Here is a 22,564-nt window from a genome sequence, read left to right as displayed (position 1 = left end):
AGGAGCCACTATGGACACCGCAACCGGCGCCGCGAAAGCCACGCCGCCGCCCGGCCGCCTCGTACCACCGCACAGGCCGGTCCCGGACCGGGAGGATCTCGCCACGCTGAAGGTCGTCCCCGCGCGTCACTACTGGCGCTGGGTGGCGGGCGTGGCCGCGCTCGTCGTGGTCGCCCAGTTCGGCCACGGTCTGGTCACCAATCCGGGCTGGGACTGGGACACGTTCTTCCGCTATCTCTCCGCCGACACCGTGCTGAAGGCCGTGTGGGTGACGCTCCAGCTCACCGCGTACGGCACGGTGCTCGGCTTCGCGCTCGGCGTCGTGCTCGCCTTCATGCGGCTGAGCAGGAGCGTCATCCTCCAGACGGTGGCATGGACCTATATCTGGGCCTTCCGTTCGATCCCGCTCATCGTGCAGCTGCTGTTCTGGTTCAATCTCGCCTATCTCTACAAGGAGTTGGGGATCGGTATCCCCTTCGGTCCTGTCCTGTGGAGCTTCGACACGATGAACCTGGTCAGCGCGCTGTCGGCCGCTGTCATCGGGCTCGCGCTGCATCAGGCCGCGTACGCCGCGGAGATCGTGCGCGGCGGGATCATCTCGGTCGACGCCGGGCAGCTGGAGGCCGCGGCCGCCCTGGGCATCCCCCGGCTGCGGCAGCTGCGCCGCATCCTGCTGCCGCAGGCGATGCGCGGCATCCTGCCCAACGCCGCCAACGAGGTCATCTCCCTCTTCAAGGGCACCTCGATCGTCTCGGTGATGGCGATCGGTGAGCTGTTCTACCAGGTGCAGGTGATCTACGGCCGCAACGGGCGGGTCGTACCGCTGCTGATGGTCGCGACCGCCTGGTACATCCTGCTGACCACCCTGCTGACCATCGTCCAGTACTACGTGGAGCGGCACTTCGCGCGGGGCGCCGATCGTACGCCCCCGCCCACACCGCTCCAGCGGGTCCGGGCCTTCACCCGCGGGATGCGGGCCGCTGCCGCCACCGGAGGTATCCAGAAATGAGCACCGACAGCGGCCTGATGGTCGATGTGCGCGGTGTCCACAAGAACTTCGGCGCGCTCGAAGTACTGCGCGGGGTCGATCTCCAGGTCCGCACCGGCGAAGTCACCGTCGTCCTCGGCCCGTCGGGCTCCGGGAAGTCGACGCTGCTGCGCGGCATCAACCATCTCGAAAAGCTGAACCGTGGATATATCAGCATCGACGGCGAGCTGATCGGCTATCGCCGCGTCGGCTCCACACTGCACGAGCTCAAGGAACGGGAGGTGCTGAAACAGCGTCGGCACATCGGTTTCGTCTTCCAGAACTTCAATCTGTTCCCGCATCTCACGGTGGTGGAGAACATCATCGAGGCTCCGGTCTCGGCGCTGCGCCGGTCCCGCAAGGCCGCCGTGGAGCAGGCCGGACGGCTGCTGGAGCGGGTGGGCCTCGCGGACAGGGCCGACGCCTATCCGCGTCAGCTCTCCGGCGGCCAGCAGCAGCGCGTGGCCATCGCGCGCGCCCTCGCGCTGGAACCGAAGGTGCTGCTCTTCGACGAGCCGACCTCCGCGCTCGACCCCGAGCTGGTGGGTGAAGTCCTCGATGTCATCAAGGATCTGGCCCGTACCGGCACCACCATGATCGTCGTCACCCATGAGATCGGCTTCGCCCGCGAGGTCGCCGACACCGTCGTCTTCATGGACGACGGAGTGATCGTCGAGCAGGGTCCTCCGGCGGAGGTGCTCGACCGCCCGCGGCACGCGCGTACCCAGGCGTTCCTGTCCAAGGTCCTGTGACGTTCGGCCCCTTCTCCGTTCAGTCGTCCGTCCCTCCCGTCTGTCCTTCCGTCCGTCCTTCCGTGTTCCGACACCTGCCGAGGAGCTCTCCGTGCCACCGCGTCGCCGTCCCCTCCGTATCACCGCCGCCCTGCTCGGCCTCGTCACCGCGTTCTCCCTCACCGCCTGCGGCAACTCCGCCGACGGCAGCACCGACAAGGTGGCGCCCCAGGACGGCGGCCGGAAGGGGCTCCAGATCAATCTGGGCCCCGACCAGAAGCGGATCACCACGCCCGAGGTGGATTCCATCGCGGCGCTCGTCCCGGCCGAGATCCGTGAGCGGGGCACCCTTGAGGTCGTCAACGCGGCGGGTTCCGTGCCCCCGCTCGGTTTCTACGCCACCGACGACAAGACCGTGATCGGGGTGGAGCCGGATCTCGCCTCGCTGGTCGCGGATGTGCTCGGGCTGAAGCCGCACTACAACACCGTCGACTGGGCGAACATCTTCGTCGGTCTCGACAGCGGCAAGTACGACCTCGGCCTCAGCAACATCACGGTCACCGAGGAGCGCAAGGAAAAATACGACTTCGCGACCTACCGGCTGGACAACATCGCGTTCGAGGCCAGGAAGGGCACCGGCTGGCGGGTGAAGGGCCCGGCGGACGTGGCGGGCCGGACGATCGGGGTCGGCTCGGGCACCAACCAGGAGAAGCTGCTCGTCGACTGGAGCAAGGCGAACGTGAAGAAGGGTCTGAAGCCCACCGAGATCAAGATCTACCAGAACTCCAGCGACTACTATCTGGCGCTCGGTTCCGGCCGTCTCGACGCGTATCTCGGCCCGAACCCGGTCGCCGCGTACCACTCCGCCTCCACCGGCCAGACCGAGATCATCGGAACGTTCTCGGGGGCGGGGGACGAGGTCCAGGGCAAGATCGCGGCCACCACCAAGAAGGGCAACGGTCTGATCGAGCCGTTCCGGCAGGCGATCGACACCGTCATCGAGAACGGGACGTACCGGAAGGTCCTGGAGCGGTGGGGACTGGCGAACGAGGCCGTTCCCTCGTCCGAACTCAACCCCGAGGGGCTGCCGAAGACCGTCCCGTAGCCGGATCGGCTCTTGGCCGGTCCGGCTCTCCCCCACCGCGAGCGGGGCCCGGTGCGCGCCGTGTGGCCGCGCCGGGCCGTACCTCCGAACGGGTTGTCGCCGTCCCCGGCCGTGTGTCGTGCGGCGCGGGTGGGGCCGGTGGCGCGGTCCGCCGAAGAGACTCGCGGATGTGACGGATACCCAGGGACCCCAGGGAGACGAGGGCCGAGGCGGTCAGGACCAGGACCAGGGCGACGCCTCCCGCGCGCCTCTCTCCGTGCCGAAGCTCGACGCCCAACAGTCCACGATGCTGCAACTGGTCGGGCGGGAGTGGGGGCGGATGTCCGCGACACCCGACGTATGGCGTCGTGTGCTGCCCGTGAACCCCGATACCGGCAGCTATCCGGAGCCGGCGCAGATCGTCCCGGCCCGCTTCGGCCGTTTCGTGCAGGTGCCCGTGCCCAGCGCGCCGCAGCCCGAGTCCGTCGACGGCGAGATCGCCACGCCCGCCGGGAAATTCGGCGCTTTCGTCCGGCGTGTGACTCTGGGGGCGCCGCTGAGGAGCACGGCCATCGCGCGGGAGCGGATGCGCAAACTGATCGCGCTGCCCGTGCTCTCCGCCGACGCGCTGTCGTCGGTGGCGTACGGCCCCGAGGCGCTGCTGGCGGTTCTGGTGCTCGCGGGTACGGCGGGGCTCGCGTACTCGGTGCCGGTGGCCCTCGCGATCGTCTTTCTGATGCTGGCGGTCGGGCTGTCGTACCGTCAGACGATCCGGGCGTATCCACAGGGGGGCGGCTCGTACATCGTCGCCACGGACAATCTGGGACGGGTGGCCGGTCTGGTGGCGGCGGCCGGTCTGATGACGGACTACGTCCTGACCGTCGCCGTCTCGGTCTCCTCGGGGATCGCGGCGGTCACCTCCGCGATCCCCCAACTGGCCGGTGACACCGTGCTGATCGGGGTGCTGGTCATCGCCGTACTGCTGGCGGGGAATCTGCGGGGGGTACGGCAGGCCGGAGCGCTGTTCGCCGCGCCCACCTACGCCTTCATCATCGCCATCGCCGCGCTGGTCGCCGTCGGGGTGTACGACGCGGCCGGCCGGAACTTCGAGCCCGTTCCGAACCCGCCGCTGCACGCGGTCGAGGGTGTCGGCCTGCTGCTGGTGATGCGCTCCTTCGCCTCGGGATCGACGGCGATGACCGGTATCGAGGCGATCTCGAACGCGGTGCCCGCCTTCAAACCCGTCTCCTGGCGCAACGCGCGCACGACTCTGTCCTGGATGATCGGGCTGCTCATCGCGCTGTTCGCCGGCACGATGGCGATGGTCTATCTGGAGGGTGTGATTCCGCAGTCGCAGGAGACGGTGCTGTCCCAACTGGCCCACCGCAGCTTCGGTTCGGGCCCCATGTACGTCTTCACGCAGGCGGCGACCGCGCTGGTGCTCCTGCTCGCGGCGAACACGGCCTACAACGACTTCCCCCGGGTGCTGTTCCTGCTGGCCCGCGACAACCACGCGCCACGGATCTTTCTGCGACTTGGCGACCGGCTGGCCTTCAGCAACGGGATCATCGCGCTCTCCGTGGCGGCGGTGTGCGTCTACGTCGCGTTCGACGGGAAGACGGCCCTGCTGATTCCGCTGTACGCCGTCGGGGTGTTCCTCGCCTTCACCCTCTCGCAGAGCGGGATGGTGATGCACTGGTGGCGCAAGCGCGACCGGCACTGGCGCAAGAGCCTCTGTTTCAACGCCACCGGCGCGCTGCTCTCCGCGGTGGTCTTCATCACCGCCGGAATCACCAAATTCACCGAGGGAGCATGGCTGGCGATTCTCACCGTCGCCCTGTTCCTGCTGGTGACGACGCGGATCCGGCGTCATTACGAGAAGGTCGCGGAGGCGCTGCGGCTGCACCCCCAGACGGTCGAGGTCCCCGGCCGTATGATCACGCCACTGCCGTGCCCGGAGCCCCCGGCCGGCGCCGGGGCCCCGTCGGCCGGGACGGAGTACCAGGAGACCGAGGAGACACCGGAGGAGATCCGTCATCTCTCGGTCGTCCCGGTCGAGGCGCTGCATCAGGCGAGCATGCGGACGCTGGCGTACGCCGCCTCACTCCAGCAACCCCTGCTCGTGCTGCATGTCAGCCCCAGCGACGAGGACGCCGAGCGGTTCCGTGAGGCCTGGCTGCTGTGGGGCGACCATCTTCCGCTGCGGATCGTCATCTCCCCCTATCGGGCTACGGTGGCACCGCTCATCGGCTATCTCGAATCGCTGCACCGTCAGCGCCCCGATCTGACCATCACGGTGATCCTGCCGGAGATCGTCGAACGGCACTGGTGGCACCGGCCGCTCCACAGCCCGCTGGCGGGACGGCTGCGGCGGGCGCTCCGGTCCCTCCCGAAGATCGTGGTGACGACCGTTCCGTTCCATGTCTAGACGACCTCATTTCCAGGTACAGGAATGACCCATACCATCCCAATTGGCCGGTTTGTTCCAGGTCACTTAGCGTGGGCGGTGCATTGCCCAGACAGGGCATGAGGCATCTACATGAGGAGCCCATCGATGCTTTCTCAGACCGTCCGGCCGAGAGAAATCACTCCGGACCACCACACGTTGACTATGGCGATGGCAGAACCCGAGGCACCCTTCAGCGACGCTCCCGTCTATGCGCCGGAAGCGGCCGGCGTGCTGCTCCTGCTGGCGCTTCTCTCCCCGAAGGAGCCGAAGGAGCCGAAGGGCCTGTGAACCAGGACCGGTCGCGGACGGCTTATCAGGAATCAGCGGCCGGCCTGGCACGACGTGCCCTCGGTGCCCTGCGGGGCACCGAGGGCACGGCCATGGTCGCCGCCCATGTCGAGAGCGCTCAGGACCCCGGGGCCGCGCTGGCCGCCGTCCGGATCCTCGGCGCCGATACCTTCGCCCCCGTCGTGCTGGCGGGTGCCCCGCTCCACCCCGAGGACGCGGCGGCCATCGCCCGGGCGTTCTCGGCGCTGCCGCCCGCGCGGGACGTGCCGCCCCCGCCGCCCGCCGGACCCGAGGGCCCATGGCTGATGGCCTGGCGCGACTGGGGCACCGTCACTCTGCTCACCGTGCTCACGGGCCGTGACGGCGCGCGGCTGACGGCGCCTCGGCCGACGCTCCCGGCGGACGCCGCGCCGGCCGACGACGCGGCGGGATGGGCCGAATGGTCCGTCAGGATGGGACAGCTGTCCACGCTGGCGCTGCCGGGTCTGGACGGTCCGGTGCATGACGCCGCCCGCAGATCACCGCTGGCGCTGGCGCGTGGGGCGACCCGTGCCGTACTGCGCCGGGACTACCCCACCGCCGCGCGGATCGCACGCTGGCTGGCCTGGCTGCGTGCGGAGAGGGTGAGACTGCCGCTCGACGCGGGACCGCTGGTGGAGCACATCGGCCTGCTGGCCGGCGGGGACCGGCTCGCGCTGGATACGGCGATCTCCCGCCGTCTGATCGCTCTTTGAACCCGGGGCCCCGGCCTTCGAATCCTCCCCTGCCCCTCCGCTGATCGCCCGTACCAGCCACCCGGATCCCGCACTAGCACCCCGATCGGACCGAGACCCGATGGCCATGCCCGTCACAGAAGCCGCTCACCGAATCGCCTCCCAGGCGCTGACCTGGCTCCATACCCAGCGGGAGCACGGCGCCCTGCCGCCCGACACCACCGCCGAGCTCGCCGAGCCCGACACCGTGTACAAACCGCTGGGCGAGACCGCGCTCGCCGCCTCGCTCGTCCTGCGCGAGGGCGTGGCCGGCTCCGCCGAACTACGGCTCGCCCGCGAGCTGCTGGACTTCAGCTGGAAGCAGCTCGGGGGCGGCGCCATGCTCCACGAGCGGCTGCTGCGCTATCCGATGATGACCGACCCTCTGGAGACGTACGCCCACTTCGCCCGCTGCGACTACCGCCATGAAGCACTGGACCGGCTGCTGGCACACACCACCTCGCTGCGTTCGGCGCGGGCGGCGGAGATGCTGCAGAACCGGCGCCTCGCCGTCGCCAACGCGGCCCGGATCAGCGGATTCGACCAGGGCGGCCTGGCCACCGACTGGGCCGCGCTCTCCCGCGCCACCTGGCTGGGCGCGTGCCCGGAGCCCTGGCTCATCGACTGGATGACCGCCTACTGCATGACGCACACCGTCTTCCATCTCACCGACTGGGGCCGGCTGCCCTCGGGGCTGCCGGGCGATGTCGCCCAGTACCTCGCCCGCTGGCTGCCCGCCTGGATCGACATCTGGGCCGAGATCGGCGAATGGGATCTGGTGGCCGAGCTGTTGATCGTCAGCAACTGTCTCCCCGAGCCGCGCCGCGATCCGGCGGAGTGGGAGCGGCTGGCCGCGCTCCAGCACGAGGACGGGCTGATGCCCCGTGACGGCCACCCCGTCGGCGACGATCCCGCGGAACGCTTCGCCGCGCACCACCACACCACCGTGGTCGCGGCGGTCGCCGGGACCCTCGCCGTCTCCCGTGCCCTCGGCGTTCGCTCGTGACGCTGGGCGCGGCGGGGGCGGAGGAGACGACCGGGACGGCGCGGCCGGAAGAGGCCGTGGGAACGCCGAGCGCGGGGACGACCGGGGCGGGCGGGGCCGCGCTGTACAGGGCGGACGCCGACGGCGGTCCGCGCCCGCCCGACTGGGCACGCCGTCCCGCCGACGCCATCAGGGCGGCGGCGCCACGTACCGGCGCGGTCGCGGTCGCGCTCCGCCAGGGCGGCCGGCGGGCCATCGTGACGTACGGCAGCACCTCGCACCACGGCGGGATCCCGGTCACGGCCGACACCCGGTTCGAGATCGGTTCACTCACGAAGTGCTTCACGGCGCTGCTGCTCGCCGAGCAGGTGGCCCGGGGCGAGCTGGCGTACGGGGATCCCCTGGCCCGGTTCCTGCCACCGGAGGCCCTTCCCCGGCCGCGCGGCGGTGCCATCACCCCGCTCCATCTGGCCACCCATACCTCGGGGCTGCCCCGGCTGCCCCCGGGGCTTCTCGGCAACGCGGCGGCCGACTGGTTCTCCAATCCGTACGCCCATTTCGCCACCGCCGATCTGCTGCGGGCCCTGGCGGGGACCCGTCCGCACGCCCGCCCCGGCGAGCGCGTGCGGTACTCCAACTTCGGTGTGGGGCTGCTCGGTCATCTCCTCACCCGCGCCGCGCCCGGCGGCCGGCTGGGGTACGGGGACCTCCTCGCGGCCCGGGTGCTCGGCCCGCTCGGGCTGAGCCGTACCAGCTGCGGGCCCGACCTGCCGCAGGCCACCGGCTACTGGCACGGCCGCGCCCGGCCGCCGTGGCTGATCCCCGGGCTCGCGGGGGCCGGCGCGGTCCGGTCCAGCGCGCGCGATCTGCTGGGCCTCCTCGACGCGGTACTGGACACCGCGCCGGACGTCCCCTCCGGGTCCGGTCCATCGGCGCCGGTGCCGGTGCCTGTGTCCGGGACGGTGCCTTTGCCCGTCACGTTGCGTACGGCGCTGGTGGATGTGGTCCGGCCCCGGCTCGCCCTGCGCGGCGGCGGCAAGCGGCTGGCGCTGATCTGGAATATCCGTCTCCGGCCGGACGGCGATGTCTACCACCACTCCGGCGGCACCCGTGGTTTCAGCGCCTTCGCCGGTTTCAGTCCGCGCCACCGCACCGCCCTGGTCGCGCTGACGAATACGAGCCCGACGGCCGGCCAGACATTCATCCAGAGCGCGTACGACGCGCTGCTGTCACTGGCGCGGCCCGTCTGACGGGCCGTCCGGCCCGCACGGCCGCACGGCATCTCCCTCTCCACCGGGTCGGGGCGGCGAAGTCGCGGGTCACCCCGTGACATCGGGCAGATCGGGGCCGATGGTGAGGGTCAGCGTGCCGGGCGTGGTCCGCTCGGCGGGCACGGGGTCGAGGCCGGGGAGTCTCGCGGCCAGGGACCGGGCCTGTTCCGCGAAGCCCTCGGGGTAGGTGAGCGTGCTCTGCCCGGCCGGGGCGGGGGCGTTGCCGGTCGCGGTGATCCGGAAGCCGAGTCCGCGCAGCCGTTCGGCGGTCTCGCGGGCCTTGCCGGGGACATCGGTGCCGTTGAGAACGGTGACCCGAACGGTGCCGGCCGCCGGAGGCAACTGCTCCGCCGCCTTCAGCAGTCGGTCCCTGGTCATCTCCCGGTCATGGATGAGGGCGTTGAACAACTGCTGGGCGGCGGGCGGGTTCCAGACGACATTGGCCGTGTCGCCGGGGACGTCCCTGGCCCGGGGGTAGTGGGGGACGGTGAGGAACGTGATCCGTTCGGCGGGCATGCGTCTGATGCCGGAGGCCAGATCGTAGAGGGGTTTGAGGCCGGCGAGTTCGGGGTCGGTGGTCAGTGACTCGGTGGCCGAGTCGAGGAATCCGTACAGCGCCCGCGGTTGGTACAGCTGCGCCCTGGCCTTGGCGGCGAGGGCGCGCATGAACTCCTGCTGGCGGCCGATCCGGCCGATGTCCGTTCCGTCGCCGAGGCTGTAGCGGGCGCGTACGTAACCGAGGGCCTGGGCGTCCTTCACCGTCTGGCACCCCGCCGGGAGGTCGAGGTGGGCCTTCCTGTCGTGGATGGGCAGCGGGGGGCAGACCTCGACGCCGCCGAGGGCGTTGACCATGCCGGTGAACCCCCGGAAGTCCACGATCATGAAGTGGTCCACCCGGACACGGGTGTTCTGTTCGACGGTCTTGATGGCGCAGGCGGCGGCGTTGGCGGTGTCGCCGGTGGAACCGCCGATCGCGAACGCTTCGTTGATCTTGAAATGATGGGGGGCGGAGACGGCGCCGTTGCCCTGGCGGCACGCGGGGATCCGTACCCAGGAGTCACGGGGGAACGACACCACGCTGGCCCACTCGCCGCTGCCGCTGATGTGCAGCAGCATCAGAGTGTCCGACTGCATGGTGGTCAGGTTCCTGCCGAAGGCTCCGTCCGTCCCCTCGCGGCTGTCGGAGCCGATGATCAGAACGTTCTCACCGCCCTGGGCGGCTCCGGGCCGGTTGTCGCCGAGGGCGTCGTCCACGCCGGCGCCATGAATGTTTCCGCTCAGATCGGAGTAGAACCAGCCGCCCGCCGCGGCCGTGCCCAGCACCAGGGCGGCGGTGGTCAGCGCGAACCAGCGGCCGGCCCGGCGGTACTGGTCCCGCCGGCTCGGCCGGCCGCGCGGTGAGGGCGCGGGACGGCCCCTCGGGCTCATGGATGCTGCGTTCACGGCGTCAGGCCCCTTTCGGACGAGGATGGGGATCGGCCCCCGAGCCCGGATCGGAGCGGTGCGCCGTCGGACTCCCCTGTGGTGAACAGCGGACCCGGCCCGCTGGGCACGGCCGTGCGGGGGCATCTTCCTGTCGGCGCGCGTCTCGCCGCGTACCTTCGGACGGCTCTGTCCGGTGGCCCGGTGCCCGGGCGTGGCGTGTAGTGGGTGGTACCGCCGTGACCGGGCGGGCGGCTCGCCGCCCGTGGAGCGGCCGGATCCGAGGAGCCCCGATGCGGACCAACACCAGGCGTGCCACCGCGATGGCCGTGGCCCTGCTGTGTACGGCGGCGGTCGCGGGATGTTCGGGCGGGAGCGGTGCGCCGGCGAAGAAGTCCGGCGCGCCCGAGGATCTCGCGGCGGCCTCCGCCGCCGCCTCGGCGCGTCCGTCCCCTTCCGCCACGGCTGTCAGCAAGGTGTCCGCGAGGTCCACGTCGCTCGGAAAGATCCTGGTCGACGGGGAAGCGCGGACCCTCTATCTCTTCGAGGCGGACAAGCGGAACAAGTCCACCTGTACGGGTGACTGCGTGAAGATCTGGCCGCCCCTGATCGTCACCGGAAAACCCGAGGCGGGCACCGGCGGGGTGAAGGGGAACCTGCTCTCCACCACCACCCGCGACAACGGGGCGAAGCAGGCCACCTACAACGGCCACCCCCTGTACCGGTTCACGGGCGACCACAAGCCCGGTGACACCAACGGCCAGGGCGATGTCTCGTTCCACAACACCTGGTACGTCCTCGGCACCTCAGGCAAGAAGAACACCACTCCGCAGCAGAACACCGGCGGCGGTTACTAACCCCGGGAGCAGTGATGTCCTCAGCGCCCTCCGGCGTCCGCTCGGGTTCCGGCCGGACTCTCCGTCTGCTGCGGGGAGCGGCCCGGCTGCTGGCCGCGGCGGGGCTCGCCTGGGACGCCTATCTCCACGCCCATCTGGCCCCCCAGTACGACGTGGTCGCCGCGAGCATCAGCCAGGGCGACCTGTTCCGTATCGAGGCCGGCCTGGCGTCGCTCGCGGCGCTGCTCGTGCTGGTCTGGCAGCGGCTGCCCGGGGATCTCTTCGCGTGGAGCGTGGCGGCCGGCGGTCTGGCGCTGCTGCTGATCTACCGCTATGTCGACGTCGGTCAGCTGGGCCCGATCCCGAACATGTACGAGCCCATCTGGTTCGGTGACAAGAAGCTCACCGTCGTCGCCGAGGCGATCGCCGTGGTCGCGACGGCCTTCCTGCTGATCACCCATCCCTGGGCGCAGCGCCACCGCGGCCGTCGCCGCGCGGGCCGGCGCGCCCGCCGGACCTGATGGCGGGCCCACGGGTCAGGGGCATCGGCCGGCCGGAATGCGGACCGTGCTGTCGGTGACCGGCTCCAGCGCCTAAGGTGGCTCGTGCAGTTGGTTCGCCCTGCCGGCCGGGCAGGCGCGTCGTAAGAGGGAACCCGGTGGAAATCCGGGACTGCCCCGCAGCGGTGAGTGGGAACGACCGCCGTCATCAGCACTGGGTCCGAGCCGGACCCGGGAAGCGACGGCCAGTAGGGGTCCCTGTCGGTACGCGCGTGCTGCGCGCGTACGGGTACGGGACGCGCCCGCGAGTCCGAAGACCTGCCACTGCCCGCGCGCCACCGGTGCGCGCGGAGATCTCGGTGACCTCGAGGGCGGGTCGGCGTACATATCGGGCGGGCACCCGCGGTGGCGGAGCGCCGTGGACCGCCTGATCTGTTCACCTCTTCGCGCCCGTGATCCGTCGCCGGGATCTTGGGAGACACACTCGCGAAGGAGAGTCCCTTGACCACGAAGTCCGCAGCCGCGGCACCACGGGCCACCGTGTACGGCTACCCCCGTCAGGGCCCGAACAGGGAACTGAAGAAGGCCGTCGAGGGCTACTGGAAGGGCCGGATCAGCGCCGACGCCCTCCGGGACACCGCGGCCGATCTGCGCCGCGCCACCTGGCGCCGGCTCGCCGACGCCGGCGTCCACGAGGTGCCGACCGGTGACTTCTCGTACTACGACCATGTCCTGGACACCAGCGTCATGGTCGGGGCGATCCCCGCCAGGCACCGCGCCGCCGTCGAAACCGATGCCCTGGACGGGTACTTCGCGATGGCTCGCGGTACGCGGGAGGTGACGCCGCTGGAGATGACCAAGTGGTTCGACACCAACTACCACTATCTGGTGCCGGAGCTGGGGCCCGACACCGTCTTCAGCGCCGATTCCGGCAAGCAGGTCGCCGAGTTCCGGGAGGCCCTCGCCCTCGGTCTGACCGCGCGTCCGGTGCTGGTCGGCCCGGTCACCTATCTTCTGCTGGCGAAGCCGGCCCCGGGGGCCGCCCCCGGCTTCGAGCCGCTGACACTGCTGGACCGGCTGCTGCCCGTGTACGCGGAGGTGCTCGCCGATCTGCGCGCGGCGGGCGCCGAGTGGGTCCAGCTGGACGAGCCCGCGCTGGTGGCGGACCGCTCCCTGGCCGAGCTGAACGCCGCGAGCCGCGCCTACCGGGATCTGGGTGCCCTCACCGACCGGCCGAAGCTGCTGGTCGCCTCGTACTTCGACCGGCTCGGCGCGGCTCTGTCCGTACTGGCCAAGTCCCCCGTCGAGGGGCTCGGGCTGGACTTCACCGGCTCCGCCGCCGCGAATCTCGATGAGCTGGCGGCGGTCGGCGGGCTGCCCGGCAAACGGCTCCTCGCGGGTGTGGTCAACGGCCGCAACGTCTGGATCAACGACTTCGAGAAGTCCCTGAAGGTCCTCGGTACGCTCCTCGGCCTCGCCGGGCAGGTCGATGTGACGTCCTCCTGCTCCCTGCTGCACGTCCCACTGGATGTCACGGCCGAGCGCGACATCGATCCGGGGATCGCCCGCTGGCTCGCCTTCGCCCGGCAGAAGACCGAGGAGATCGTCGTCCTGGCCCACGGCCTCGCCCGGGGCACCGGCGCCATCAGGGCCGAACTCGCCGCGAATCGCGCCGGCCTGGCGTCGAGGGCGGGATCCGCGCTCGCCCACGATCCGGCCGTACGCGCGCGGGCCTCCGCCGTCACGGACGCGGACGCCCGCCGTTCCCGGCCGTACGAGGAACGGGCGGTGGCCCAGCGCGCCCACCTGGGGCTGCCGGTGCTGCCGACGACGACGATCGGCTCGTTCCCGCAGACCACGGAGTTGCGTACGGCCCGCGCCGATCTGCGGGCCGGACGTATCGACGTGGCGGAGTACGACAAGCGCATCGAGGCCGAGATCCGTGAGGTCGTCTCGTTCCAGGAGGAGACCGGCATCGATGTCCTGGTGCACGGCGAGCCCGAACGCAACGACATGGTGCAGTACTTCGCCGAGCGGCTGACGGGGTATCTCACCACCCGGCACGGCTGGGTCCAGTCGTACGGCACCCGCTATGTCCGGCCGCCGATCCTCGCCGGGGACGTCTCGCGCCCCGCCCCGATGACGGTGCGCTGGACGACATTCGCGCAGTCCCTCACCGGCCGGCCGGTCAAGGGCATGCTGACCGGCCCGGTCACCATGCTGGCGTGGTCGTTCGTACGGGACGACCAGCCGCTCGCCGATACGGCGCGACAGGTCGCTTTCGCGCTGCGCGACGAGGTCGGCGACCTGGAGAGCGCGGGCACTTCCGTGATCCAGGTGGACGAGCCCGCGCTGCGCGAGACGCTGCCCCTGCGCGCCCGCGACCACGAGTCGTATCTCGGCTGGGCGACCGAGGCGTTCCGTATCACCACGAGCGGGGTCCGCGCGGACACGCAGATCCATACCCATATGTGCTACGCGGAGTTCGGCGACATCCTTCCGGCGATCGAGGCTCTGGACGCGGATGTGATCAGTCTGGAGGCCGCGCGCTCCCATATGCGGGTCGCCGACGAGCTGGCCGCGGCGGGCTATCCGCGCGAGGTCGGCCCGGGGGTGTACGACATCCACTCGCCCCGGGTCCCCTCCGCCGGGGAGGTGGCGGGCCTGCTGCGCAAGGGGCTTGAGGCGGTGCCGGCCGAACGGCTCTGGGTCAACCCCGACTGCGGGCTGAAGACCCGTGGCCGGCCGGAGGTCGGTGCCGCGCTGGAGAACCTGGTCGCGGCGGCCCGGGAGGTCCGGGGCACGCTTGCCGACCCGGTCCCGGCGAAGCCCTAACACACCGTGCCCGCGGCCCCGCCCTCCTCAGTCAGGGAGTGGCGGGCGCCGTGGGCGCCGTGGGCAGCGGATCCCGCGACCGCGGCCGGAAGCGTTCCGGGAGCCGCGCCTACGATAAGCGCATGCCCGGACGCCATGGATCCTCAACAGCGAACAATGCGCATCAACACACGCCCGGCGCCTCCGAGCTGGCCGCGGCGGCGTCGGTCTTCGCACTGCTCGCCGACCCCACCCGACTGCATCTGGTGTGGCTGCTGACCCGCGGTGAGTCCGATGTGACCGCGCTGGCGGCCTCGTGCGGGGCGGCGCGGCCCGCGGTGAGCCAGCATCTGGCCAAGTTGCGGCTGGCGGAACTGGTGCGGTCGCGCAAGGACGGCCGTCATGTCGTCTACGCGCTCACGGACGGGCATCTGCGCCGGCTGGTGGTGGAGGCGATCAGCCACGCCAACCACCAGGTCACCGGCGAACCTTGGCACGACTGAGCTGTCCCGGCGTCCTCCGGCGGTGGTTCACCCGGTGGTTCATCCGGTGGTTCACCGAACCCAACGCGTGCATGGATGCGCACATGTGCATTAGATTGGGAGGACGCACCCGACCCCGGCCAAGGACAGTCGAATGCTCGCTGTGCTGCGCGACCGCACCTATCGGCATCTGTTCACGGCCCAGGTCGTCGCGCTCGTGGGAACCGGGCTCGCGACGGTCGCGCTGAGCCTGCTGGCCTACGATCTGGCGGGCGCGGACGCGTCCGTCGTCCTCGGGACGGCCCTGGCCATCAAGATGGTCGCGTACGTGGGCATCGCGCCGGTCATCGGTGCCTTCACCGACCGGATTCCGCGCCGCGCGCTGCTGGTGTCGATGGATCTGATCCGCGCCGGTGTCGCGTTCTCGCTGCCCTTCGTCACCCAGGTGTGGCAGGTCTATGTCCTGATCTTTCTGCTGCAGTGCGCCTCGGCGGCCTTCACACCGGCGTTCCAGGCGACGATTCCCCGGCTGCTGCCCGAGGAGCGCGACTACACACGGGCTCTGTCGCTCTCACGGCTGGCGTACGACCTGGAGAGTCTGTTCAGTCCGGCGCTGGCCGCCGCGCTGCTGACCGTGATCTCCTACAACTGGCTGTTCGCGGGCACCGCGCTGGGTTTCCTGGCCTCGGCCGCGCTGGTGGTCTCCGTACTGCTGCCGGGACCCGCGCCGGTGGAACGCACGGCGAGCGGCCGCGCGAAGGTGTTCTCCGGGGCCCGGCTGTTCTTCGCCACCCCCAGACTGCGAGCGCTGCTGTGCCTCGATCTCGCGGTCGCCGCGGGTGGCGCCATGGTCACCGTCAATACGGTGGTACTGGTGCGCGACAGCCTCCACCGGAGCGCCAGCGACGTCTCGTTGGCGCTGGGCGCCTTCGGCGGCGGGTCCATGGCCGCCGCCCTGCTGCTGCCCCGGCTGCTCGACCGGGCCCGCGACCGTACGGTGATGCTGCCCGCGGCGTTCGTGCTGCCGGGCGTGCTGGCCGCGCTCGCGCTGGGCACGGCCGTCGCGCCCGGCCGGTGGGCATGGCCTGCTCTGCTCGCCGCATGGACCCTGCTGGGCGCCGCCTCGTCCGTGGTGCTCACCCCGAGCGGACGCCTGCTGCGGCGCTCCGCCACGGCCGCCGATCTCCCGGCCGCGTTCGCCGCGCGGTTCTCGCTGTCCCACGGCTGCTGGCTGGTCACGTATCCGCTGGCGGGATCGCTGGCCGTGTGGGCGGGCCTGCCCCTGGCGGCCGGAGCGCTGGCCGGGATCGCGCTGGCCGCCGCGGTCGCCGCGGTGGCCCTCTGGCCGCGCGTGGACCTCGACCGTCTCGGCCATGTGCACAGCGCACTCCCCGCCGGGCACCCGCATGTACGGGACGCGGTGGCCACCCACGCCGGGTGGTGGCACGGCCACGACTACCGAATCGACACCCTCCACACGCGCTGGCCCACAGCGGCGCGGACCTCCGCCGAGATCTGAGGCAACTCCGGCGGGTCCCGCCCGGATGCGTCCCGACCGTATGGCGAGACGCCGGTCCACAAGGCGGAAACCGGCCCTTATGCTCGTACGCATGTCCGCACCCGCTCGCCTCCTCTGTCTCGCGCTCTTCGCGAACTCGGCGTGGTGTGTCGACGACGGCCTCTGTCGCCGCACAGCCTGTCGTCGCTGAACCGGTCGCCGCCGAAGCCGTAGCCGTAGCACCCGTCTTCGCAGCACGTCGGACGTCGGACGTCGGACGTCTGCCGCTCCGGCCGTCGGCGGCCCCACCCGGCACCTTGGCCCCTCCCGTACCCCGGACCCGGAGACCCCGTCATGACCGCACCGCCCGTGGAGGCGACGAAGTCCGCCGCCCTGCTCGCCCCCTCCCCCACCTCCGTACCCCGTCCCGAGGCTCCGCCCGCGCCGCCCGTGCGCCGGGTGCCGCTCGTCGTGTCCGCGCTGATCGCCGTGGCACTGACCGGCTATGTGTGGTCCGCCCACGGGGCCCGGCCCGGTGTGCTCCTGCTGCTCGGCCTCGGTCTCGGCGTGGCCCTCTTCCACTCGCGCTTCGGCTTCACCTCCGCCTGGCGGCAGCTCGTCGCCGTCGGCAACGGCACCGGACTGCGCGCCCACACCCTGCTGCTCGGGACCACGGCGACCCTGTTCGCGCTGCTGATCGGCACCGGCACCGGTCTCTTCGGTTCGGTGCCCGCACCGTCGGCGGGGACCCTGGGCGTGGGGCTGCTGGCCGGTTCGTTCCTGTTCGCCGTGGGCATGCAGCTCGGCGGCGCCTGCGCCTCCGGCACCCTGTTCGCGGTCGGTTCCGGGCAGTCGTCGATCGTGCTCACCCTCGGTGGCTTCATCGCCGGTTCGACCCTCGCCGCCTGGCAGTTCGGCCTCTGGAAGGACCTGCCCGCGTTCGAGCCCGTTGTCATGGCCGACCATATCGGCTGGTTCGGCTCCTGGGCCGTGACCATGCTGGCGCTCGCGCTCATCGTGCTCGTCTCGCGACGGGTCCAGGCCCGCCGCAACCCGCCGCCGACCGGCCCCGTACCGTCCGCGCGGGGCGCCGCCGCACGGGTGCTGCGCGGCTCCTGGCCGCTGGCCGCCGGCGCCCTGGTGCTGTCCGTGCTGGGCGCCGGGGTGCTGCTGGTATCCGGCGGCGCCTGGGGCGTCACCAGCGCGTTCAGCCTCTGGGGTTCCGAGCTGGTACGCGCCCTCGGCGGGCACCCGGAGACCTGGACGTTCTGGCAGCAGCCCAGGAACGCCGAGATGCTGGCGGGTCCGGTGCTCGCCGACAAGAACAGCCTGACCGACCTCGGCATCATGATCGGCGCGGCGGTGGCGGCGGCGCTCGGCGGCACCTGGACGCTCCATCGCGGCGTACCGTGGCGCACCGCCGTCGCCGCGGTGCTGGGCGGTGTGCTGATGGGTATCGGCGCCCGGCTGGCCGGCGGCTGCAATATCGGTGCCTATCTGGCGGGCATCGCGTCGGGCAGTCTGCACGGCTGGATCTGGGGTGCCGTCGCGATCCTCGGCACCTGGGCAGGCCTGAGGCTGCGTCCGCTGTTCGCGCTGAGCAATCCCAAGCCGGGGGACGGTATCTGCTGAGCACCTGTCCGGTGGAGGGGGGCGGGAGCCGGCTCCCGCCCCCCTCACGGTCTCAGGACCGCCAGTCGACCTTGAACACCCACACATGACGCCCGGACGCGCGCGCCGCCGACGGTACGTCGACGACCAGCTTGCCGCCGGTCGTACGCCAGCTCAGCGGCCGGTCGTGACCGAGCAGGGTCACCCGGTCCCCGGGCCTGACGGGCACCGGAGCCTCGACCGTGAGGGTGCCGCCCGGCCGGGTGAGCGAGTGGATGTAGAACGCCTTCTCCGGCCGGACCGTGAAGCGCAGGTCCTCGCCGAGCTGCGCCATCCTGGCCCAGTACGTACTGCCGTAGATGGCCTCGCCGTTGACCTTCAGCCACTCCCCGGTCTCGCGGAGCCTGCGCTCCATGATCTCCGGGATCGTGCCGTCGGCCCGGGGGCCGATGTCGAGCAGGAAGTTCCCGTTCTTGGAGACGATGTCGACGAGGGAGTGGATGACCTCCTCGGTGGTCATGTACTTGTCGTCGGGAGTGGCCTGGTTGTAGCCGTACGAGCGCGGGTCGAGCCCCCGGCTGGCCTCCCACTTCGCCGTGACGACCGAGTCGTACGTGGTGTACTCCGGCGTGGTGAAGTCGTGCGGACCGATGCCCGAGCGGTTGTTGACGGTCACCTCGATGGGGCGTGCCCGGTTCTTGGCGTGGTTGAAGTACTCCGCCAGGACGCGATGGCTGTCGTTGTCGCCGCCGATGTCGCACCAGAGGATCTCGGGGTCGTACCCCTCGATCAGCTCCAGCATCTGCGGGGCCTGGAGGCCCTTGATGTAGTCCTGTCCCGGGAAATGGCCGGTGTACGGGACGGGTTCGAGGGTGTACGGATTGCGCGGCGCGTGGCCCTGCCAGGGGTGGTCGGGGTTGAACCACTCCGGCATCGAGAAGTACAGACCGCGGTGCAGCTCCGGTGTGTAGCGGCGGGAGGCGTCGAAGAGTTCCCTGATCAGATCGCGCTTCGGGCCCATCTTCACGGAGTTGCGGTCGGAGACCTTGGTGTCCCAGAGGGCGAATCCCTCATGGTGCTTGGAGGTCAGGACGTGGTACTGGGCGCCGGCGTCGCGGAACAACTCGACCCAGGAGCGCGGATCGAACCGCTCGGCGCGGAAGAGCGGGATGAAGTCGTCGTAGGCGAACGACTCGCCGTAGGTCCGGCGGTGGTACGCGTACGTCGGGTTCCCGGGGTCCTGCATCTGGGACCAGTACCACTCGGCGTACTGGACCCCGACCGGCGCCCACGCGGGCACGGAGTAGACCCCCCAGTGGATGAAGACGCCGAACTTCGCGTCCTGGAACCAGTACGGCGCCTGATGGGTGTTCAGGGAGTCGTCGGTGGGCAGGAAGTCGGGCACTCCGAGGGTGAGCGGGCGCCGTACCTCGGCGGCCTGTTGGCCCCGGCCGTGGGCGACGATCCTGCCCTCCCTGCTGGTCCCCGGCGCGGTGCCGGGGCCGGGGCGGATACCGATACGTACGCGGGTCTCGTCACCGGGAGCGAGCCGGGGGACGCGGGCCGGCGCGACCGTACGGGCGCCGGGGACGTCCACGGAGAGGCTGAGCCCGTCGGCGGCGAGGATGCCCACCGTCCCCGCGTTGACGACGGTGGCCTCGACGCTCTGTGCGCCGTGGTCCAGCGAGGAGGTCGTCGAGTGGGCGCCACGGAGCGCCACCGCCCGCCCCTCGACGGCGGGTTGGAGGGAGAGCGCGAAGATGTGCAGCGAGGAGGAGTTCGCCTCGGCGGGGCGGGTGACCGGCAGGGTGAGGGCCACCGCCTCCCTGCCCGGGTCGATGGGTACCGTGGAGGCGGCGATCACGACCTGGTGCGGGTCCTTGGCGCCGGTGGGGCCGTAGCGGTACGGGGCGACGAGGGCGCCCTTGCCCCCGTACCAGTCGGGGCCGCCGAGCGCGGCCGTCGAGGTGGTGCCGTCCGCGTAGTGGACGGTGGCCTCTCCGGACGTCTCGCCGTAACTGCTCACGGCCAGGAGGTGGCCCGACAGGTAGCGGCCCGGGGGCAGTTCGAGGCGCTGCCCGAGAGCGACGATGTTGTTCTTCGCTCCTGCCGTGGCGGCCGGGAAGAGATAGGCCAGTCCGTCGATCTCCACCTCCCCGGCGGGGAGTTCCTCGCCGGGGAAGGTGTAGCCGGAGCCGTCGAAGTTCCCGCCGCGGGCGGTCGCGGTGTCGATGCCGTCGTTGTCGAACCACCGCTCCAGGGGGACGGGGAGAGCGGCCGGGACCGTGCCCCAGTCGCCGCCGCCCCCTTCCGTATCCGTCCCCGTTTCGGTCCCCGTTCCCGTCCCTGCTTCCGTCCCCGGCAGCGTGATGCGCGGACTCGCGTCGGCCGTGGCCGGGTGGACCAGAGCGGCGCCGATGGCCGCTCCTGCCGTCATTCCGAGTACATGGCGTCTGGGAAATTCCGTCATGAGATCCGATGATTGAAGCATGACAAGAACCTGTCAATGCTCCTTTCAGGACCAGATTCTCGTGTCCCACCCGTATCCATCGGATGAATCAGGGGTCATGATGGAGGCGCGAGGGACACGCCCCGGAAGGCGTCCCTGTCGGGCGGGGCCTCACTCGTGCCGTTGGGCATCCATCAGGACCTGCCCGGCGTCCGTGCGGTAATAGAGCACGGACCGCCCGGTACGCCGGCGCCTGACCAGGCCCGCGTCGAGCAGGACCTTGAGATGGCGGCCCACCGAGCCCAGCCCCTGCCCGGTCAGCGCCACCAGCTGCGTGGTGCTCTTCGGCGTGTCCAGGAGGACGAGGACGCCCGCCCGCGCCGTACCGAGCAACGCGCCCAGGGTCTCCGGCACCGGCGCCCGGTCCGGCTCGGCCAGCGCGCCCGAGCACGGGTACACCACGGCGTACCGGTGCGCCGTGTCCCAGGAGACCCAGCCCCGGCCGGGGGTGACCGGGACGAACATCAACCGCGCCCCGGACAGCTCCAGTTGGGGATAGTCGTACGCGTTGATCCGCAGCCGGCCCTCGCCCAGCCAGCGCATTCCCGGGCGCAGGCCGTCCAGGGCGGCGGTCCAGCCGCCCCGGCTCAACTGCCCTGTCCGCGCGATGACATCGGCCTCGATGATGCCCCGGCGCCGGGACCAGTGGGGCAGAACCGTCTCCGTCCACACCCACCCCAGCAGATCGGCGGCGCGGGCCGGCAGATCGGACCGGCGCAGCCGGGCGGGGAGCGGTCCTGCCAGGGCTTCGGCCAGATCGGCGCGGGCCGTCTCGGCGGGGGTCTCCCGGATCCGTGCCAGCTCGTCGGTGAACGTCTGCTCGCCCTCGCCCGTCGGCGTGGGGGTGAGGAAGGTCGCGTTCCAGCCGCGCCCCAGCCCGGCCCGTACGAGCGGCGCGGTGACCGGGTCGTCGGCCAACCGCTCCCGGTAGGCGGGCAGATACGCGTCGAGCCAGGCACGCTCGCCGGGGTGCGAGGCGGTGGCCCGCTCCAGGGTCTTCAGGCTCGCGATGGTCTCGGCGAGCGGGGATACGACGAAGCGGCTCGCCGCGAGCGTATCCGCGCTGACCAGCCAGCACCCCATCGTTTCGCCTCCCCGCGAAACAGTAACGCTCCGACGAGGGGGCCGCTGAGACTCCGGCCATGCGCACCTATCACGATCTGTTCCGGACACCGGAGTTCACCCCATTCTTTCTGGCCTCCGCCGGACAGACGGCGGCCCAGGCGGTGAGCGGGCCGGCCCTGGGCACACTGATCTACGCGGAGACCGGCTCGCCGTTGCTCTCGGGGCTCGCCATGTTCGGCCCGTCCTTTGCCCACGTGGCGGGCGCGACCACCCTGCTGTCGGCGGCCGACCGGCTGCCGCCGCGCGCGGCACTGACGGGCACGGGGCTGCTCTTCGCCCTCGGCACCGCCCTCCAGGCCGTCCCTGGCCTGCCCGTGTGGACCGCCTTCGCGGTCCTTCTGGGGCTCGGGACGATCGCCTCGCCGGTCGGCGGGGTGCGCTACGGGCTGCTCAACGAGATCCTCACCAGGGAGGGTTATCTGCTCGGCCGCTCCCTGCTCAATCTGTCCGCCGGCGCCACGCAGATCTGCGGGTTCGCCGCCGGCGGTGTGCTGGTGACCGCGCTGTCGCCGCGCGGCACACTGCTCGCCGGCGCCGTCCTGTATCTCGTGTCGGCCGCCGTCGCCCGGTACGGTCTGGTCCGGCGCCCGGCGCGCGCCGCCGGGCGTCCTTCGGTGGGCGAGACCTGGCGGAACAACGTCCGGCTGCTGTCCTTCGCGCCCCGGCGCCGGGTGTATCTCGCCCTCTGGGTGCCGAACGGGCTGATCGTCGGCTGCGAATCGCTGTTCATCCCCTACGCGCCCCGCCACGCGGGATTCCTCTTCGCCGTCGCGGCGGTCGGGATGCTGGCCGGGGACATCGCCGTCGGCCGGTTCGTCCCCCGGCGGTGGCACGGACGGCTCGGCACACCCCTGTGCCTGCTGCTCGCCGCCCCGTACCTGCTCTTCGCCCTGCACCCGGCGCCGCCGCTCGCGGTGGCCGCCGTCGTGCTCGCCTCGGTCGGTTACGCGTCGAATCTCCTGCTCCAGGAGCGGCTGATGGCCCTGACACCCGAGGAACTGAGCGGCCACGCCCTCGGGTTGCACACCTCCGGCATGCTCACCATGCAGGGCGTGGGCGCGGCGCTCGCGGGAGCCGTCGCCCAGCACACCTCGCCCGCGACGGCGATGGCACTGACGGCGACGGCATCCCTCGCGGTCACCCTGGCCCTGGCGGGGCCCCCGCGGCGCGGATGAGGCGA

The 22,564-nt window shown here is 71.4% G+C and carries 17 protein-coding genes and 1 riboswitch; of the genes, 14 read left to right on the top strand and 3 right to left on the bottom strand.

From position 1 onward, the window contains the following. Positions 1-10 precede the first annotated feature (10 nt). The 7 genes from ACFRKB_RS05360 (at position 11) to ACFRKB_RS05330 (ending at position 8,566) form a co-directional block, all read left to right on the top strand. Positions 11-1,009, top strand: coding sequence for an amino acid ABC transporter permease (locus tag ACFRKB_RS05360; protein ID WP_383103484.1), 999 nt, complete (start codon positions 11-13; stop codon positions 1,007-1,009). Beyond that, positions 1,006-1,779: an amino acid ABC transporter ATP-binding protein gene (locus tag ACFRKB_RS05355; RefSeq protein ID WP_383103482.1), complete on the top strand. Its 774-nt coding sequence runs from the start codon at positions 1,006-1,008 to the stop codon at positions 1,777-1,779. Before ACFRKB_RS05360 ends, ACFRKB_RS05355 begins: the two co-directional genes overlap by 4 nt. Before the next feature lie 91 nt (positions 1,780-1,870). After that, positions 1,871-2,863, top strand: coding sequence for an ABC transporter substrate-binding protein (locus ACFRKB_RS05350; protein ID WP_383103480.1), 993 nt, complete (start codon positions 1,871-1,873; stop codon positions 2,861-2,863). Between the two features lie 565 nt (positions 2,864-3,428). Next, on the top strand, positions 3,429-5,270 hold the full coding sequence (locus tag ACFRKB_RS05345) for an APC family permease (protein ID WP_383103886.1): 1,842 nt from the start codon (positions 3,429-3,431) through the stop codon (positions 5,268-5,270). A 305-nt stretch (positions 5,271-5,575) separates the two neighbouring features. Next, positions 5,576-6,313 (top strand): hypothetical protein, encoded by a 738-nt coding sequence (locus ACFRKB_RS05340; protein ID WP_383103478.1) that lies wholly within the window; start codon positions 5,576-5,578, stop codon positions 6,311-6,313. A gap of 100 nt (positions 6,314-6,413) precedes the next feature. Beyond that, the gene (locus ACFRKB_RS05335) at positions 6,414-7,337 is read left to right on the top strand and encodes a DUF6895 family protein (protein ID WP_383103476.1); all 924 of its coding nucleotides are present in this window, start codon (positions 6,414-6,416) and stop codon (positions 7,335-7,337) included. Beyond that, positions 7,334-8,566 carry a serine hydrolase domain-containing protein gene (locus ACFRKB_RS05330; RefSeq protein ID WP_383103475.1) on the top strand — a complete coding sequence of 411 codons (1,233 nt, stop codon included), beginning with the start codon at positions 7,334-7,336 and terminating at the stop codon, positions 8,564-8,566. The genes ACFRKB_RS05335 and ACFRKB_RS05330 overlap by 4 nt, the downstream gene beginning before the upstream one ends. Positions 8,567-8,635: 69 nt before the next feature. Here ACFRKB_RS05330 and ACFRKB_RS05325 read toward each other — a convergent pair whose 3' ends face one another. Further along, complete coding sequence (locus ACFRKB_RS05325) at positions 8,636-10,030, bottom strand: LCP family protein (protein ID WP_383103473.1); 1,395 nt, start codon at positions 10,028-10,030, stop codon at positions 8,636-8,638. 272 nt (positions 10,031-10,302) lie between these two features. Here ACFRKB_RS05325 and ACFRKB_RS05320 point away from each other — a divergent pair, with 272 nt between their 5' ends. From ACFRKB_RS05320 to ACFRKB_RS05295, 6 genes are all read left to right on the top strand, one after another. After that, positions 10,303-10,866 (top strand): COG4315 family predicted lipoprotein, encoded by a 564-nt coding sequence (locus ACFRKB_RS05320; protein WP_383103471.1) that lies wholly within the window; start codon positions 10,303-10,305, stop codon positions 10,864-10,866. A gap of 14 nt (positions 10,867-10,880) precedes the next feature. Beyond that, positions 10,881-11,366 (top strand): hypothetical protein, encoded by a 486-nt coding sequence (locus ACFRKB_RS05315; RefSeq protein WP_383103469.1) that lies wholly within the window; start codon positions 10,881-10,883, stop codon positions 11,364-11,366. Between the two features lie 73 nt (positions 11,367-11,439). Next, a riboswitch (cobalamin riboswitch) is annotated at positions 11,440-11,685 on the top strand. A 161-nt stretch (positions 11,686-11,846) separates the two neighbouring features. Further along, the gene (metE, locus tag ACFRKB_RS05310) at positions 11,847-14,180 is read left to right on the top strand and encodes a 5-methyltetrahydropteroyltriglutamate--homocysteine S-methyltransferase (protein ID WP_383103467.1); all 2,334 of its coding nucleotides are present in this window, start codon (positions 11,847-11,849) and stop codon (positions 14,178-14,180) included. 122 nt (positions 14,181-14,302) lie between these two features. Next, a complete protein-coding gene (locus tag ACFRKB_RS05305; RefSeq protein WP_383103465.1) occupies positions 14,303-14,662 on the top strand; it encodes an ArsR/SmtB family transcription factor in 360 nt (119 codons plus the stop codon). Positions 14,663-14,795: 133 nt separating this feature from the next. Beyond that, complete coding sequence (locus ACFRKB_RS05300; RefSeq protein WP_383103463.1) at positions 14,796-16,160, top strand: MFS transporter; 1,365 nt, start codon at positions 14,796-14,798, stop codon at positions 16,158-16,160. A gap of 333 nt (positions 16,161-16,493) precedes the next feature. Next, a complete protein-coding gene (locus ACFRKB_RS05295) occupies positions 16,494-17,771 on the top strand; it encodes a YeeE/YedE family protein (protein ID WP_383103461.1) in 1,278 nt (425 codons plus the stop codon). Positions 17,772-17,823: 52 nt separating this feature from the next. On the opposite strand, the gene ACFRKB_RS05290 is transcribed toward ACFRKB_RS05295, so the two are convergent. Next, a complete protein-coding gene (locus ACFRKB_RS05290; protein WP_383103459.1) occupies positions 17,824-20,220 on the bottom strand; it encodes an alpha-L-fucosidase in 2,397 nt (798 codons plus the stop codon). 150 nt (positions 20,221-20,370) lie between these two features. Next, on the bottom strand, positions 20,371-21,342 hold the full coding sequence (locus tag ACFRKB_RS05285; protein ID WP_383103457.1) for an ArsR/SmtB family transcription factor: 972 nt from the start codon (positions 21,340-21,342) through the stop codon (positions 20,371-20,373). 59 nt (positions 21,343-21,401) lie between these two features. On the opposite strand from ACFRKB_RS05285, the gene ACFRKB_RS05280 reads away from it, so the two are divergent. Further along, positions 21,402-22,559 (top strand): MFS transporter, encoded by a 1,158-nt coding sequence (locus tag ACFRKB_RS05280; RefSeq protein WP_383103456.1) that lies wholly within the window; start codon positions 21,402-21,404, stop codon positions 22,557-22,559. The last annotated feature ends 5 nt before the right edge of the window (positions 22,560-22,564 follow it).

Source organism: Streptomyces scopuliridis (assembly GCF_042790125.1).
GTDB lineage: Bacteria > Actinomycetota > Actinomycetes > Streptomycetales > Streptomycetaceae > Streptomyces > Streptomyces scopuliridis_A.
The sequence above is the reverse complement of the archived record's forward strand: the minus strand, read 5'-3'. Positions and strand labels throughout refer to the sequence as shown.

Excerpts from the sequence above, each read along its gene's own strand:
- ACFRKB_RS05360 (WP_383103484.1), top strand. The coding sequence starts at position 11 with ATGGACACCGCAACCGGCGCCGCGAAAGCCACGCCGCCGCCCGGCCGC.
- ACFRKB_RS05355 (WP_383103482.1), top strand. The coding sequence starts at position 1,006 with ATGAGCACCGACAGCGGCCTGATGGTCGATGTGCGCGGTGTCCACAAG.
- ACFRKB_RS05345 (WP_383103886.1), top strand. The coding sequence starts at position 3,429 with ATGCGCAAACTGATCGCGCTGCCCGTGCTCTCCGCCGACGCGCTGTCG.
- ACFRKB_RS05335 (WP_383103476.1), top strand. The coding sequence starts at position 6,414 with ATGGCCATGCCCGTCACAGAAGCCGCTCACCGAATCGCCTCCCAGGCG.
- ACFRKB_RS05320 (WP_383103471.1), top strand. The coding sequence starts at position 10,303 with ATGCGGACCAACACCAGGCGTGCCACCGCGATGGCCGTGGCCCTGCTG.
- ACFRKB_RS05315 (WP_383103469.1), top strand. The coding sequence starts at position 10,881 with ATGTCCTCAGCGCCCTCCGGCGTCCGCTCGGGTTCCGGCCGGACTCTC.
- ACFRKB_RS05305 (WP_383103465.1), top strand. The coding sequence starts at position 14,303 with ATGCCCGGACGCCATGGATCCTCAACAGCGAACAATGCGCATCAACAC.
- ACFRKB_RS05300 (WP_383103463.1), top strand. The coding sequence starts at position 14,796 with ATGCTCGCTGTGCTGCGCGACCGCACCTATCGGCATCTGTTCACGGCC.
- ACFRKB_RS05295 (WP_383103461.1), top strand. The coding sequence starts at position 16,494 with ATGACCGCACCGCCCGTGGAGGCGACGAAGTCCGCCGCCCTGCTCGCC.
- ACFRKB_RS05290 (WP_383103459.1), bottom strand. The coding sequence starts at position 20,220 with ATGACGGAATTTCCCAGACGCCATGTACTCGGAATGACGGCAGGAGCG.
- ACFRKB_RS05285 (WP_383103457.1), bottom strand. The coding sequence starts at position 21,342 with ATGGGGTGCTGGCTGGTCAGCGCGGATACGCTCGCGGCGAGCCGCTTC.
- ACFRKB_RS05280 (WP_383103456.1), top strand. The coding sequence starts at position 21,402 with ATGCGCACCTATCACGATCTGTTCCGGACACCGGAGTTCACCCCATTC.